Annotated in this window: 16 protein-coding genes; 10 read left to right on the forward strand and 6 right to left on the reverse strand. The window is 75.9% G+C overall.

The window, feature by feature from the left end; all coding sequences use genetic code 11:
- The first annotated feature begins 106 nt into the window (after positions 1–106).
- Together BM158_RS04780 and BM158_RS04785 are read left to right on the forward strand one after the other, a co-directional pair.
- Positions 107–1,378: a sensor histidine kinase gene (locus BM158_RS04780; protein WP_091555123.1), complete on the forward strand. Its 1,272-nt coding sequence runs from the start codon at positions 107–109 to the stop codon at positions 1,376–1,378.
- A complete protein-coding gene (locus tag BM158_RS04785) occupies positions 1,375–2,055 on the forward strand; it encodes a response regulator transcription factor (protein ID WP_091555125.1) in 681 nt (226 codons plus the stop codon). Before BM158_RS04780 ends, BM158_RS04785 begins: the two co-directional genes overlap by 4 nt.
- A gap of 22 nt (positions 2,056–2,077) precedes the next feature.
- Here BM158_RS04785 and BM158_RS04790 read toward each other — a convergent pair whose 3' ends face one another.
- A complete protein-coding gene (locus tag BM158_RS04790; RefSeq protein ID WP_091555127.1) occupies positions 2,078–2,305 on the reverse strand; it encodes a DUF3072 domain-containing protein in 228 nt (75 codons plus the stop codon).
- Between the two features lie 10 nt (positions 2,306–2,315).
- Positions 2,316–2,534, reverse strand: a complete 219-nt coding sequence (locus tag BM158_RS04795; protein WP_091555128.1) for a hypothetical protein — start codon at positions 2,532–2,534, stop codon at positions 2,316–2,318.
- 81 nt (positions 2,535–2,615) lie between these two features.
- Here BM158_RS04795 and BM158_RS04800 point away from each other — a divergent pair, with 81 nt between their 5' ends.
- A complete protein-coding gene (locus BM158_RS04800; RefSeq protein ID WP_229827644.1) occupies positions 2,616–3,677 on the forward strand; it encodes a helix-turn-helix domain-containing protein in 1,062 nt (353 codons plus the stop codon).
- On the opposite strand, the gene BM158_RS04805 is transcribed toward BM158_RS04800, so the two are convergent.
- Positions 3,579–4,388, reverse strand: a complete 810-nt coding sequence (locus tag BM158_RS04805; protein ID WP_207506180.1) for a DUF3109 family protein — start codon at positions 4,386–4,388, stop codon at positions 3,579–3,581. The genes BM158_RS04800 and BM158_RS04805 overlap by 99 nt on opposite strands.
- 57 nt (positions 4,389–4,445) lie before the next feature.
- Between BM158_RS04805 and BM158_RS04810 the strand changes: the two genes are divergently transcribed.
- The 7 genes from BM158_RS04810 to BM158_RS04840 all read left to right on the forward strand — a co-directional run bounded on the left by BM158_RS04810 (position 4,446) and on the right by BM158_RS04840 (position 10,068).
- Positions 4,446–5,390, forward strand: coding sequence for a Ppx/GppA family phosphatase (locus tag BM158_RS04810; RefSeq protein WP_091556334.1), 945 nt, complete (start codon positions 4,446–4,448; stop codon positions 5,388–5,390).
- On the forward strand, positions 5,387–6,208 hold the full coding sequence (locus tag BM158_RS04815) for a hypothetical protein (protein ID WP_091555130.1): 822 nt from the start codon (positions 5,387–5,389) through the stop codon (positions 6,206–6,208). Before BM158_RS04810 ends, BM158_RS04815 begins: the two co-directional genes overlap by 4 nt.
- A gap of 35 nt (positions 6,209–6,243) precedes the next feature.
- Positions 6,244–7,065 carry a pyrroline-5-carboxylate reductase gene (gene proC, locus BM158_RS04820; RefSeq protein WP_091555132.1) on the forward strand — a complete coding sequence of 274 codons (822 nt, stop codon included), beginning with the start codon at positions 6,244–6,246 and terminating at the stop codon, positions 7,063–7,065.
- 306 nt (positions 7,066–7,371) lie between these two features.
- Positions 7,372–7,710 carry a helix-turn-helix domain-containing protein gene (locus BM158_RS22940; RefSeq protein ID WP_229827643.1) on the forward strand — a complete coding sequence of 113 codons (339 nt, stop codon included), beginning with the start codon at positions 7,372–7,374 and terminating at the stop codon, positions 7,708–7,710.
- Positions 7,711–7,939: 229 nt separating this feature from the next.
- Entirely contained in the window at positions 7,940–8,038 is a 99-nt protein-coding gene (locus BM158_RS04830; protein ID WP_012854759.1) for a 30S ribosomal protein bS22, read from the forward strand.
- A 10-nt stretch (positions 8,039–8,048) separates the two neighbouring features.
- Positions 8,049–9,164 carry an NAD-dependent epimerase/dehydratase family protein gene (locus tag BM158_RS04835; RefSeq protein WP_091555134.1) on the forward strand — a complete coding sequence of 372 codons (1,116 nt, stop codon included), beginning with the start codon at positions 8,049–8,051 and terminating at the stop codon, positions 9,162–9,164.
- Positions 9,157–10,068, forward strand: a complete 912-nt coding sequence (locus BM158_RS04840) for a lysophospholipid acyltransferase family protein (protein ID WP_091556335.1) — start codon at positions 9,157–9,159, stop codon at positions 10,066–10,068. Before BM158_RS04835 ends, BM158_RS04840 begins: the two co-directional genes overlap by 8 nt.
- Here BM158_RS04840 and BM158_RS04845 read toward each other — a convergent pair.
- The 3 genes from BM158_RS04845 to BM158_RS04855 all read right to left on the reverse strand — a co-directional run bounded on the left by BM158_RS04845 (position 10,065) and on the right by BM158_RS04855 (position 13,201).
- Positions 10,065–10,970, reverse strand: a complete 906-nt coding sequence (locus BM158_RS04845; RefSeq protein ID WP_229827642.1) for an HAD family hydrolase — start codon at positions 10,968–10,970, stop codon at positions 10,065–10,067. The genes BM158_RS04840 and BM158_RS04845 overlap by 4 nt on opposite strands.
- 115 nt (positions 10,971–11,085) lie before the next feature.
- Positions 11,086–12,279 carry a DUF5667 domain-containing protein gene (locus BM158_RS22645; RefSeq protein WP_091555137.1) on the reverse strand — a complete coding sequence of 398 codons (1,194 nt, stop codon included), beginning with the start codon at positions 12,277–12,279 and terminating at the stop codon, positions 11,086–11,088.
- 115 nt (positions 12,280–12,394) lie between these two features.
- Complete coding sequence (locus tag BM158_RS04855; protein WP_242657453.1) at positions 12,395–13,201, reverse strand: sigma-70 family RNA polymerase sigma factor; 807 nt, start codon at positions 13,199–13,201, stop codon at positions 12,395–12,397.
- Positions 13,202–13,303: the final 102 nt, after the last annotated feature.

The following is a 13,303-nucleotide window of genomic DNA, read 5'->3' on the forward strand; positions in this document are numbered from 1 at the left end:
CAGCAGGTGAACGCGGGGGCACCGGCCCGTGAACAGTGCTCCCCGGAGGGGTGATCCGGTCGTCGGCGGGCAGGAACGGGTCCCCGGTCGGCCTAGCATCGACCCCGTGCACCCGCTCCTGTGGCTGGCGCTCGGCCTGCTCGTCGGCGGGGCGGTCGTCGCCCTGATCGCCCGGGCCCGGCGCCGGGCCACCGACCCGGACTCCTTCGAGGACCCCCCGGAGTACCTGCCCGGCAGCCCTCCGCCGGTGGACGACGAGACCGTGCTGGCCCGCCGGCTGCTGGACCTCATGGACCCCGCCGTCGTCCTGCTGGACCTCTACGACTCCGTGCTGCTGGCCAACCCCTCGGCGCGGGCGCTGGGCATCGTCCGCGGCACCCGCCTGCTGGTGCCCGGCCTGGTGTCGGTGGCGCACGAGGTGCGCAAGCACGGCAGCCGGCGCGCCGACGTCCAGCTGCCCGGCGACCTGGTGGGCACCGGCCCGCGGCTGGTCGGGGTGCACGGCGTGCGGCTGGACAGCGGCCCGGCGCTGGAGCGCGGCCCCGTCGCGCTGGTGCTGCAGGACGTCACCGAGGCCCGTCGCGTCGAGGCCGTGCGGCGGGACTTCGTCGCCAACGTCGGCCACGAGCTGAAGACCCCGGTCGGGGCGCTGGCGCTGCTGGCGGAGGCCACCCAGGGCGCGGCCGACGACCCCGAGACCGTGCAGCGCTTCGCCGCCCGGATGACCCACGAGGCCGACCGGCTCTCCCGGCTGGTGCGCGAGCTGATCGACCTGTCCCGGCTGCAGGGCGCCGAGCCGATGCCCGAGCTCGCGCCGGTCGAGGTCGGCGCGGTGGTGGCCGAGGCCGCCGACCGCACCCGGCTGGCGGCGGTGGCCAAGGGCATCGAGCTGGCCGTGGGGGAGCAGTCCGACCTGGTCGTCCTCGGGGTGGAGGCGCAGCTGACCACCGCGGTGACCAACCTGCTGGCCAACGCCGTCACCTACTCGCCCGAGGGCACCAAGATCGCCGTCGGCACCCGGGCCCGCTCCGGGTTCGCCGAGATCGCGGTGACCGACTCCGGCATCGGCATCCCGCGGGCCGACCGGGCGCGGGTGTTCGAGCGCTTCTACCGGGTCGACCAGTCGCGCGCGAGCAGCACCGGCGGCACCGGCCTGGGCCTGGCGATCGTCAAGCACGTGGCCACCAACCACGGCGGCTCGGTCAGCGTGTGGAGCGAGGAGGGGCTGGGGTCGACCTTCACCCTCCGCATCCCGCTCGCCCCGGTCGCCGCCGAGCCGGCCGACCCGCCCACCGACCCCGCGGGCATCTCCCGCGACCGCGTCGACGCGCTGCGCGCCGCCGTCACCGAGACAGACCTCCAGAGAGGACGGACATGACCCGAGTGCTGGTCGTGGAGGACGAGGAGTCCTTCTCCGACGCGCTGTCCTACATGCTGCGCCGCGAGGGCTACGAGGCCGTCGTCGCCGGCAACGGGATCGACGCCCTGGCCGAGTTCGACCGGGGCGGCGCGGACATCGTGCTGCTGGACCTCATGCTGCCGGGCCTGTCGGGCACGGAGGTGTGCCGCACGCTGCGCTCGCGCAGCGCCGTCCCGATCATCATGCTCACCGCCAAGGACACCGAGATCGACAAGGTCGTCGGCCTGGAGCTGGGCGCCGACGACTACGTGACCAAGCCGTACTCGGCGCGGGAGCTGCTGGCCCGGATCCGGGCGGTGCTGCGCCGCGGCAGCGAGGCCGACCTGCCGCCGGACGCGACCCTGTCGGCCGGCCCGGTGCGGATGGACGTCGAGCGGCACACCGTGACCGTGGACGGCGAGGTCGTGCCGCTGCCGCTGAAGGAGTTCGACCTGCTCGAGCTCCTGCTGCGCAACGCCGGCCGGGTGCTCACCCGCGGGCAGCTGATCGACCGCGTGTGGGGCTCGGACTACGTCGGGGACACCAAGACCCTCGACGTCCACGTCAAGCGGCTGCGCGCCAAGATCGAGCCCGACCCCGCCACGCCCAAGTGGCTGGTGACCGTGCGGGGTCTGGGCTACAAGTTCGAGAGCTGAGCCGGGCGGGCCGGCCGCGGGGTCAGGCCCCGCGGCCGGTCTCCTCCTGGAGCTCGTCGATCTTGATGGAGGCGTCGGCCTTGGTGAGGTCGTCGGGGACCTCCTCGCCGGCCTGCTGGGCCAGCGTGGACAGGTAGCTCTTCTGCGCGCCGGTGGCCGGCTCGTCGCCGGTGACCCAGTCGTGCGGGTCCTTCTCGGCCGTGGGGTCGCCGGGCTGGCCGGAGTTCACGAGGTCGTCTGCGTCGCTCATGTGTTCGAAGCTACGCGGGGACGCGCCGGTCCGCGCGGCGACCGCAGGCGACCCGGGCGCGGGCCTCCTCGATCCGCCGTCCGGTGAGGTAGACGTGGTCGCCGCCGCAGGGGCAGCGGACGGCGACCGCCACCACGCCGGGGCGGGTGCGGGGGTCGGCGACGGGGCGGGCGTGCCGGTCGGCGACGAGCTCGTCGGCGCCGGTGGTGGGGCAGGTGATGAGCAGCATGCGGCGAGCCTGGCCGGGCCCGGCCACGACGACGAGTGGCAGGAATGCCCATGAACGCCGATTTCCTGCCATGCTGTCGGCGTGACCCGTCCCGTCGTCGTCAGCGTCCTGGCCGGCAACGGCACCCTCGGCGCGTTCGGGCTCGGCTCGGCCAGCGAGGTGTTCGGCTACGACCACACCCGCTTCGGCCTGCCGCGCTTCGACTACGCCCTGGTCGCCGAGCAGCCCGGCCCGGTGCGCACCGACACCGGGCTCACCGTGCTGGTCGAGCACGGGCTGGAGCGGTTGGCCGGCTCCGACGTCGTGGTGGTCACCGCCCAGCACGAGGCCGACCGGCGGTGCCCGCCCGCGGTGCTGGACGCGCTGCGCGCCGCCCACGCCCGCGGCGCCCAGCTGATCAGCCACTGCAGCGGTGCGTTCGTGCTCGCCGAGGCCGGGTTGCTGGACGGCCGCCGGGCAGCCACGCACTGGCGGATGGCCGGCGAGCTGGCGGCCCGGTTCCCGGCCGTGGACGTCGACCCCCGGGTGCTGTACGTCGACGAGGGCCGGGTCATCACCGGCGCCGGGACCGCCGCCGGGGTCGACACCCTGCTGCACTGGGTGCGCCGGGAGTACGGGCCGGGTCCGGCGAACGCGCTGGCCCGGGAGATGGTCGTGCCGGCGCACCGCGACGGCGGGCAGGCCCAGTACGTGGACACCCCGGTGGCCCGCTGCGAGGACGACCTGCTCGGCGTCGTGCTGGCCTGGGTGCAGGAGCACCTGGCCGAGGACCTCACCGTCGACCAGCTGGCCCGGCGCGCACTGATGAGCCCCCGCACCTTCGCCCGCCGGTTCCGCGCCACCACCGGCACCACCCCGCACGCCTGGCTGCTGGGGCAGCGGCTGGCCGCCGCGGAGACGCTGCTGGCCGACACCGACGCCCCCGTCGAGGAGGTCGCCCGGCTGGCCGGCTTCGGCACCGCGGCCGGGCTGCGCGAGCACTTCGCCCGGCGGCGCGGGATCAGCCCGCGGGCCTACCGGCAGGCCTTCCGCACCCGGCTGGGCTCAGGTGGGGCGGCGGCGGTGCAGCTCGACGGGCACCGGGCTGGCCGGGTGCGGGGCCACCAGCCCGAGGTCCAGCCGGTCGTGGGCCAGCCGGCGTAGCTCGGCGTAGGCCGGGGCGCCCAGCAGCTCGGTCAGCTCGGGCCCGTAGGTGTCGACCAGGGGCTCGGTCGCCACGTGGGCGACCGGCGAGCCGGTGCACCACCAGTGCAGGTCGTGCCCGCCCGGACCCCACCCGCGCCGGTCGAACTCGCCGATCGTGCTGACCAGCACGCGGGTGTCATCGGGCCGGTCCACCCACTCCTGCTCCCGGCGGACCGGCAGCTGCCAGCACACGTCGGGCTTGGTCTCCAGGGGGTGCCGGCCGGTGCGCAGCGCGAGGGCGTGCAGCGCGCACCCCCCGCCGCCGGGGAAGTCGGGCCGGTTGTTGAACACGCACACCCCGTCGACCACGCGGGTGCGCAGGGCGGCCTCGGTGGCGCCGTCCGCGCCCGGTTCGTCCAGGGTGTCGGGCTCGGTCCAGTCGGTGGCCCACTCGCCGCGGCGCTGCCAGTCGGCGTCGGTGAGCTCCTCGACGGCGGCGGCCACCCTGGTCAGGTCGTCGGTGTCGGTGAAGAAGGCGCCGTGGTTGCAGCAGCCGTCCTGGGCCCGGCCCTCCACCACGCCTGCGCACCCGCGGCCGAACACGCAGGTCCAGGCGGAGGTCAGCCAGGTCAGGTCCGCGCGCACCCGGTGCTCGGGGTCGGCCGGGTCGGTGAACTCCAGCCACTCGCGGGCGTGGTCGGGGTCGACTTCCTCCGGGGGCGGCTGCACGGGTGCCAGTCCACCACGTGCCCGTCGGCGCCGGGCGACCCGGCAGACTGTCCGACCATGCGGCTGGGTGTGCTCGACGTCGGCTCGAACACCGTGCACCTGCTCGTCGTCGACGCGCACGTCGGTGCGCACCCCACGCCGGCCCACTCCGACAAGTCGGTGCTGCGGCTGGCCGAGCACGTCGGGGCCGACGGGCAGCTGTCCAAGGCGGGGGAGAAGGCGCTCACCGCCGCCGTCCGGCGGGCCCGCGAGGTGGCCACCGAGTCCGGCTGCGAGGAGCTGCTGGCCTTCGTCACCTCCGCCATCCGGGAGGCCGCCAACGGCGCCAAGGTGCTCGAGCGGGTGGTCGAGGCCACCGGCGTGCAGCTGCAGGTGCTCAGCGGCGAGGACGAGGCCCGGCTGACCTTCCTCGCCGTCCGGCGGTGGTTCGGGTGGAGCGCCGGCCGGCTTCTCGTGCTCGACATCGGCGGCGGGTCGCTGGAGCTGGCCACCGGCGTCGACGAGGACCCCGACGTCGCCCTGTCGGTGCCGCTGGGCGCCGGCCGGATGACCCGGCGGTACCTGCCCGACGCGCACGCCGGTCGCCGTCCCGACCTGGCCGGCCTCGACGAGCTGGACGCGCACGCCGCCCGCCTGCTGGCCCCCGCCGCCCGGCGGCTGGCCGCCGCCGGCCCGCCGGACCTGGTCGCGGCCACCTCAAAGACCTTCCGCACGCTGGCCCGGCTCACCGGCGCCGCGCCCTACTCCGCCGGGCTGCGGGTGCCCCGCCAGCTGACCGCCGCCGGGCTGGACCAGCTGGTGGGCTTCGTGTCCCGGATCGACTCCTCCGCGCTGGCCGAGCTGCAGGGCGTCTCGGTCGACCGGGCGCACCAGGTGCCGGCCGGCGCGGTCGTGGCGCGCGCCGCGATGCGGGCGGTCGGGGCGCCCCTCGTGGCAATCTGCCCCTGGGCGCTGCGCGAGGGCGTCATCCTGCGACGGTTGGACGGGCTGGAGGGCGCATGAGCGACGCCGATCACTCCGTCCGCTCGCTCGCGGAGATCCTGCGCGAGCACGGGCTGGAGTCCGAGGCGGGCACCCGGCCGGGCACCACCGGCCCGGTGCGGCCCAAGCGCCGTCGCACGGTCGAGGAGACCAAGGCCGGCCGGGGCGGCGGCCCCGACACCGGCGCGGGCACCGGCAAGGTCGTCGGCAGGGTGGCCGGGGACGACACCGGCCGGCGCCCCGACGACACCGGCCGCGACGCCTCCCGGGCCACCACCCCGCCGCCCCCCGTGGACGCCAAGGCGGCCCCGCCGCGGGCGTCGTCGGGCCTGCGGCTGGGCAAGCGGCGCGCCCCGGACCCGGCACCGGCCACCGTCGAGCAGCCGGTCGCCGGCGAGCCCGCCCCCTCCACCGCGGCGATCCCGGGCCTGCGCACCGGCCGCACCCCGGTCGGGGGACGCTCCGGGTCCGAACCGGTGCCCACCACGGGCCCCATCCCCAAGATCGTGCTCCCCGCCGACGCCGACGCCGAGGGCGACGCCGAGCCGCTGACCACGGCGCAGGCCGCGGTGGCCTGGGTGCGGTTCGCCGGCGAGCTGGTGCTCGCCCTGGCCGTGGGCGTGGGCCTCTACTACCTGTTCACCGTGCTGTGGGAGCTGCAGCCCTACGTGGCCGTGGTCGCCGCGCCGCTGGCCATCACCGGCCTGGTCGGCGGGGTCTCGGCCTGGCGGCAGCGCCGCGGGCAGGGCCCGGTCGGCCTGCGGCTGCTGCTGGTGCTGCTGTTCGCCGGCACGCTGCTGTGCGTCGTCCCGGCCGCGGGGCTGCTCGCCGGGGGCTGAGCCACCGGCGGCGGGGGCCGCTAGCGTTCCCGGGCGTGAGCAGCGCACCCACCCAGCAGCGGTCCGGACTCGCCGTCGTCGGCGGCGGCAAGATCGGCGAGGCCCTGGTCTCCGGGCTGGTCCGCCGGCCCGGCGCGGCCGAGGGCATCGTCGTGGTGGAGCGGAGCCCCGAGCGGGCCGCGGAGCTGGAGTCCCGGCACGGGGTGCGGGCCCTGGACCTGGCCGGCGCGGCGGCCGCCTGCCGGGTGCTGCTCATCGCGGTCAAGCCGCAGGACGTCGACGCGCTGCTGGTCGACCTCGCCCCGCACGTCGACCCCGGCCACCTGGTCGTGTCGGTGGCCGCCGGGGTGCCCACGGCGCGCGTCGAGGCGGCGCTGCCGGCCGGCACCCCGGTCGTGCGGGTCATGCCCAACACCCCGGCGCTGGTCGACGAGGGCATGAGCGTGCTGTCGGCCGGCGCGCACGCGAGCGCGGCCGACCTGGACGAGGCCGAGGCCCTGCTGTCGGCGGTGGGCCAGGTGCGCCGGGTGCCGGAGAAGCAGCAGGACGCCGTCACCGCGCTCTCGGGCAGCGGGCCCGCCTACTTCTTCTACCTCGTCGAGGCGATGGTGGACGCCGGCATCCTGCTCGGCCTGCCGCGCGCCCTGGCCGCCGACCTGATCGTGCAGACCGCGCTCGGCGCGGCCACCATGCTGCGCGACTCCGGGGAGCACCCGGTGCAGCTGCGGGAGGCGGTCACCAGCCCGGGCGGGACGACGATCGCGGCCATCCGCGAGCTGGAGCGGCACGGCGTCCGCGCGGCGCTGATCGCGGCCATCGAGGCCGCGCACGACCGCTCCGTGGAGCTCGGCCGCTGACCTGAATGACAAATTTGTCATTCAGGTGACGGAGGGTGATTGCACAACGGCAGGGCGTTCAGTTGTGCACCCTTGACGTCGAGATGTCGCCGTGTCGCCGTGTCGACATGTCATAGACGCCCCGTGAACAAGCAAGCACTGTCAGTCGTGTCGACAAGTGACCAGGACGGACCGGTCCGCCTGTTCGTTTCACCCATCGCTTCTGTCCCACCAGGCCCCTAACGTTTCTCCCAGCACGTACGTGACCCGACCGACGGTGGGGAAGCCGACGGCCTCGATGCATGCAGTAGCGGAGGAGAACGACCCATGACCATGCCCCAGCGCGCCTACCAGGTCCGCCCCGCCCAGCCCGGCCCCCGGCCCGTCGGCCGTCCGGTCCAGGCCGCCGCGGTCGCCCGCCCGGTCCCCGCGGCCCACCCGGCCGCCGCGCCGGTGAACCGTCAGGCCCCGGCCGCGCCGCAGCGCTCGGCCGTCACCTTCCTGACCGTCGCCGAGGTGGCCGCGATGATGCGCGTCTCCAAGATGACCGTGTACCGCCTCGTCCACGGCGGCGAGCTGTCCGCCGTCCGCGTCGGCCGGTCCTTCCGGGTGCCCGAGCGCGCCGTCCAGGACTACCTGCGCGACGCCTACACCGACATCGCGTGACCTGCACCGCCTGATCCACCGCGCCACCAGCACCACCCAGCACCACCCAGCACCACCAGCGGTACCTCGCTACGCAGGGGTCGCCGCCGTCGGGTCCCGGCGGCGGCTCCCCCGGGCGGGGAGCACGACCGGCCGTCACCGACGGCCACCAGGTAGTCTCGGCCGTCGAGCGACCGGGCCCCTGCGGGGGACGGCGCACACGAACTGCGACGACGTCGGGAGCATCACCATGGGTTCTGTCATCAAGAAGCGCCGCAAGCGGATGGCGAAGAAGAAGCACCGCAAGCTGCTGAAGAAGACGCGCGTCCAGCGCCGCAACAAGAAGTGAGCTGACGCTCGTGCCGCCCGCGGTCGTGCTCGTCACCGGCGTGAGCCGGTGGCTGGGCGGCGCGCTGGCGGCCGAGCTCGCCGCGGACCCCTCCATCGAACGGGTCCTGGGGGTCGACACGGTCCCCCCGCGCCCGGAGGTGCAGCGCCGCCTCGGGCGCACCGAGTTCGTGCGCGCCGACATCCGCAACCCGCTGATCGGCAAGGTCATCGCCGCGGCCGGCGTGGACACCGTGGTGCACATGAACATCAGCTCCACCCCGGCCGGCAGCGGCGGGCGCACCTCGATGAAGGAGCTCAACGTCATCGGGACGATGCAGCTGCTGGCGGCCTGCCAGCGGGTGCCCACCGTGCGCCGGCTGGTGCTGAAGTCCACCAGCGCCGTCTACGGCGCCAGCCCGCGCGACCCCGCGGTGTTCACCGAGGCCATGCAGGCCCGCCAGGTGCCCGGGGGCGGCTTCGCCAAGGACAGCCTCGACATCGAGGGCTACGTGCGGTCCTTCTCGCGCCGCCGGCCCGAGGTCGACGTCGCCGTGCTGCGGTTCACCAACTTCATCGGCCCGCGCATCGACTCCCTGCTGACCGGGTTCCTGCGGCTGCCGGTGGTGCCCACGGCGCTGGGCTACGACGCCCGCGTGCAGCTGCTGCACGAGGACGACGCCCTCGCCGTCCTGGTGCAGGCCACCACCGGCGGGTTCGCCGGCACGGTCAACGTCGGGGCCGAGGGCACCGTGCTGCTGTCCCAGGCCATCCGCCGGCTCGGCCGCATCGCGCTGCCCCTGCCCAGCCAGGCGATGGGCCCGCTGGGCCGGCTGACCCGCCAGGCGCGGATCACCGACTACTCGCCCGAGCAGCTGCGCTTCCTGAACTTCGGCCGGGTGGTCGACACCCGCGTGCTGCGCGAGGAGTTCGGCTACACCCCGCGCTACACCACCGCCGAGGCGCTGGCCGACTACGGCCGCACCGTGGTGCCCGTGGTCGACCCCGGGCTGGTCGGCGCGGTGGTCGAGGGCGCCGAGGACGTCGTCGGGCGCACGGCGGCCGCCGTGGGGTCACTGGGTGCGGTGGCGGGCCGGCGCGAGCCGCAGCCCGCCGCCGGCGGTCTGCGGGCGGTGCGCGATGCCTGAGGCACGGGTGATCCGGCTGCACCCCGACGGCCCGGAGGAGACCGCCGAGGCCCCCGCCGCCGGGTCGGGCTGGGAGGAGCAGCTGGCCGGAGGGCTGGAGTTCCTGCGCCGCCGGCTCACGGGGGAGTACGAGACCGACGAGTTCGGCTTCGACCCCGACCTCGCCGACCACCTGCTGCTGCCGGTGCTGCGCCCGCTGTTCCAGAAGTGGTTCCGGGTGGAGACCCAGGGGATGGAGCACGTCCCCGGGACCGGTGGCGCCCTGGTGGTCGCCAACCACTCCGGCACGATCCCGCTCGACGCACTGATGACCACCGTCGCGCTGCACGACGACCACCCGGCGCAGCGCCGGTTCCGGCTGCTCGGCGCCGACCTGGTCTTCCAGTTCCCCTTCATCGGCTCCATGTCGCGCAAGTTCGGCGCCACCCTGGCCTGCAACGAGGACGCCGAGCGGCTGCTCACCGACGGCGAGCTGGTGGGCGTCTTCCCCGAGGGCTTCAAGGGCATCGGGAAGTCCTTCAGCGAGCGCTACACCCTGCAGCGCTTCGGCCGGGGCGGGTTCGTCACCGCCGCGCTGCGCACCGGGGCGCCGATCGTGCCGTGCGCCATCGTCGGGGCCGAGGAGATCTACCCGATGATCGGCAACGCGAAGACGGCGGCGCGCATCCTCGGGCTGCCCTACCTGCCGGTCACCCCGACCTTCCCGCTGCTCGGTCCGCTGGGCCTGGTGCCGCTGCCCTCGAAGTGGTTCATCGCCTTCGGCGAGCCGATCGAGACCGCGTCCTACGGCCCGGCCGCCGCCGACGACCCGATGCTGGTGTTCAACCTGACCGACCAGGTGCGCGAGACCATCCAGCAGTCCCTCTACCAGCTGCTGCTGCAGCGGCGCTCCGTCTTCAGCTAGAAGGGCCAGCGGTTGCGCCGGCGCAGCGCCAGCAGCCCGCTCACCGCGCCACCGCCCACGGCGGCCGCGCCCAGCGTGGGGACGCCGATGCGCGCGGCCTTGCGCCCGGTGCGGAAGTCCTTGACCACCCAGCCGCGGGAGCGGGCGACCGCCTTGAGCTCGGTGTCGGGGTTGACCGCCACCGCGGTGCCCACCAGCGACAGCATCGGCAGGTCGTTGGACGAGTCGCTGTAGGCGGTGCAGCGGGTGAGGTCGAGACCCTCCCGCTCGGCCAGCGCGCGCACGGCCTGCGCCTTCGCCTCGTGGTGCATGAGCTCGCCGACCAGCCGGCCGGTGTAGCGGCCGTCCACGACCTCCGAGACGGTGCCCAGCGCCCCGGTCAGGCCCAGCCGGCGGGCGATGATGTCGGCGAGCTCGATCGGGGTGGCGGTGACCAGCCAGACCCGCTGGCCGGCGTCGAGGTGCCGCTGCGCGAGCACCCGGGTGCCGGCCCAGATGCGGTCGGCCATCAGCTCGTCGTAGATCTCCTCGCCGGCGTCGACGATCTCGCTGACCGGCCGGCCGGCGATGAAGGCCAGCGCGTTGTCCCGCACGGTGTGCATGTCGACCGCGGACTCCGACCCGGCGATCCGGAACTTGGCCTGCTGCCAGACGAAGGAGGCCACGTCGCGGCCGGTGAAGTACTTGCGGGCGGCCAGGCCGCGGGCGAACCAGAACAGCGAGGCGCCCATCATCATGGTGTTGTCGCAGTCGAAGAACGCCGCGGCGGTGGGGTCGGGGTCGACCGGGGCCGGCCCGTGCACCTCGGCAGCGGCGGCCGAGGCGGTACCGGCGACGAGCGCGCGGGTCTCCTCGTCCTCCAGGTCCGCGGGGGTGCGGGCAGCGCGACCGCGGAACGGCACACGGACCACTGGTCGCCCCTCCCGTCGCGGCTGCGTCTCAGCCCCTGCCGACCCTAACGGCCGAGCCGCCGCCGGGGTCGCTGTGCCGTCGGCCACGGCCGACCCCGCCGCGGGGTCAGCCGCCGACGCAGATCAGCCCGCCCAGGCACACCGTCGTCGAGGGCAGCGGCAGCGGCACCTCCACCAACGGCGGGGTGCTGGTGGGCGTGGCGGGCGTGGGCGCCGGCGCCACCACCGACGGCACGGCCGGGGTGGCCGGGGCGGCCGGGGCGGCGGACGTCGTGGGTGCGGCGGAGCCGGTCGGCCGGGGATCGGCACCCGCGGTCGGGACCGCGGCGGTGCCCGGGACGGTGCCGGGCCCCGTCGGCGGGGCCGGCGCGGCCGTCGACCCGGCGGGGACGTCGCCGGAGGGCGCGGCCGTCGGCGGCCCAGCGGGGACCGTGCCCTGGGGGACGGCGCAGTCGCCGGCGACCGGGCCCAGCGGGTCGACCGCGGCGGTGGTGGGGCCGTCCGGGCAGGTCAGCGCGGTCTGCCAGGACGCCGCGCGGGCCGCGACCCGGTCGACGAGCACCAGGGAGGCGGCCACCGCCTCCTCGGCCCCGGCCGGCACGTCGAGCGCGGTCAGCCCGGCCCGCTGCTCGGCCGCCCACCCGGCGAGCACCCCGAGCGCCGCGGCGTCGGCTCCGTCGACGACGGCGGTGGTCAGCGACGAGGTGCCCTCGGTGGTCTGCTCGTCCATGGTGGTGAGCACGTCGACGACGGTGGCCGCGTCGACCCCGGCGGCCGACAGGGCGGGCCCGGTGCCTTCGGGTGCGCCGACGGTGGCCGGGAGCGCGCCGGCGTCCCCGCCGGTCAGCTCGGTCAGCTCGTCGAGCCGGGTGGTGGCGAAGCCGAGCAGGGTCAGCGCGCGGTCGGCGTCGGACGCCAGCGCCAGCTGGGTCTGCTCGGTGCCGCGCTTGAGCCCGTAGAGCAGGTCGCCGGGCTCGGCGTCCCGGGCCAGGGCGACCAGGCCGGACAGCGCGCCCACGGTCATGGCGGCCCCGGCCATGCCGGCGGTCAGCCGGGTGCGCCAGCGGGGCCAGGGGGCGTCGGCCGGGGGGCCGGCGAACGCCCGGCGCCACCACGTCGGCGCGGGCTCGGGGCTGCGCACGGCGTCGTCCCCGGTCGCGACGGGGCGGACGGCGGCCATCGCCACCAGGCGGGCGCGCTGCGCCGCACGGACGTCGGCGCCCAGCGCGGGCTCGTCGTGGCCGAGCAGCCGCAGCCGCTCGACCAGCGCCTCCTCGCGCCCTCCGTCGTCCACCGTCATCCCTCGTCCCCGTGCGCACCGACCGGCCCGGAGGGCCGTGTCAGCGGTGTCAACGAGGCCCCCGGGGCCCCGATACGGGGTACCCGTGGGTAACTTCCGACACCCCCCGGACGGGTCATCGCAGGCCCTCCGGCAGCAGCGCGGCCAGCCGCTTGACCGCGCGGTGCTGCAGCGCCTTGATCGCGCCGTCCTTCTTGCCCATCGCCGCGGCGGTCTCGGCCACCGACAGGCCCTGCAGGAAGCGCAGCGCGATGCACTCGCGCTGCTCGTCGCCCAGCTGGGCCACGCAGGCCAGCAGCTGCTCGTTGGTCAGGCCCTGCAGCACGGCGTCCTCGGGTCCGTCGGTGGCCCGGTCGGCGTCGCGCATGTCGGCGGTGGCCACCTCGAGCCGGAACCGGCTGCTCTTCACGTGGTCGCGCACGATGTTGCGCGCGATGGTGACCAGCCAGGCGCCGACGTCGCGGCCCTGGAAGCTCAGCGAGTCGATCCGGCGCAGTGCGCGCACGAAGGTCTCGCTGGTGAAGTCCTCGGCGGTCTGCCGGTCGGGGACCCGGTGGTAGAGGTAGCGGAAGACCATGTCGGCGTACCGGTCGTACAGCTCGCCGAACGCCTCGGCCTCGCCGGCCTGGGCCCGCTCGACCAGCGTCCAGACGGCCACCTGCTCGGCGCCCTCCGGCCGGGCCGGCAGCTCGACGGCGTCCAGCTCGGCGTCGTCGATCTCCGCCACCTCGACCTCCGCGGCCTCGACGGTCTCGACGGCCTCGAGCGGTCCGGGCTCCGGGAGGCGGTGCGGGGTGGGCCGGTGCGCGCCGGGGCGGGGCGCCTCCTCGTCCTGCGGACGGCGCGGGGCGGGCGCGGCGGCCCGCGGGTGCGGGGTGGGGCGCGGCCGGGCCACGCGCAGCCCGTCCGGGTCCAGACCCACGTCACCGGCGGCGCGACCGTGGGCGGACACCGGCACCCCCGTCGTCGTCGTCGGCGCGCGGGACGGACGGCGGTGCCCTGACCTGCGCAGGTCCGACCCATG

The organism is Klenkia taihuensis (assembly GCF_900112525.1).
GTDB classification, from domain to species: Bacteria; Actinomycetota; Actinomycetes; order Mycobacteriales; family Geodermatophilaceae; genus Klenkia; species Klenkia taihuensis.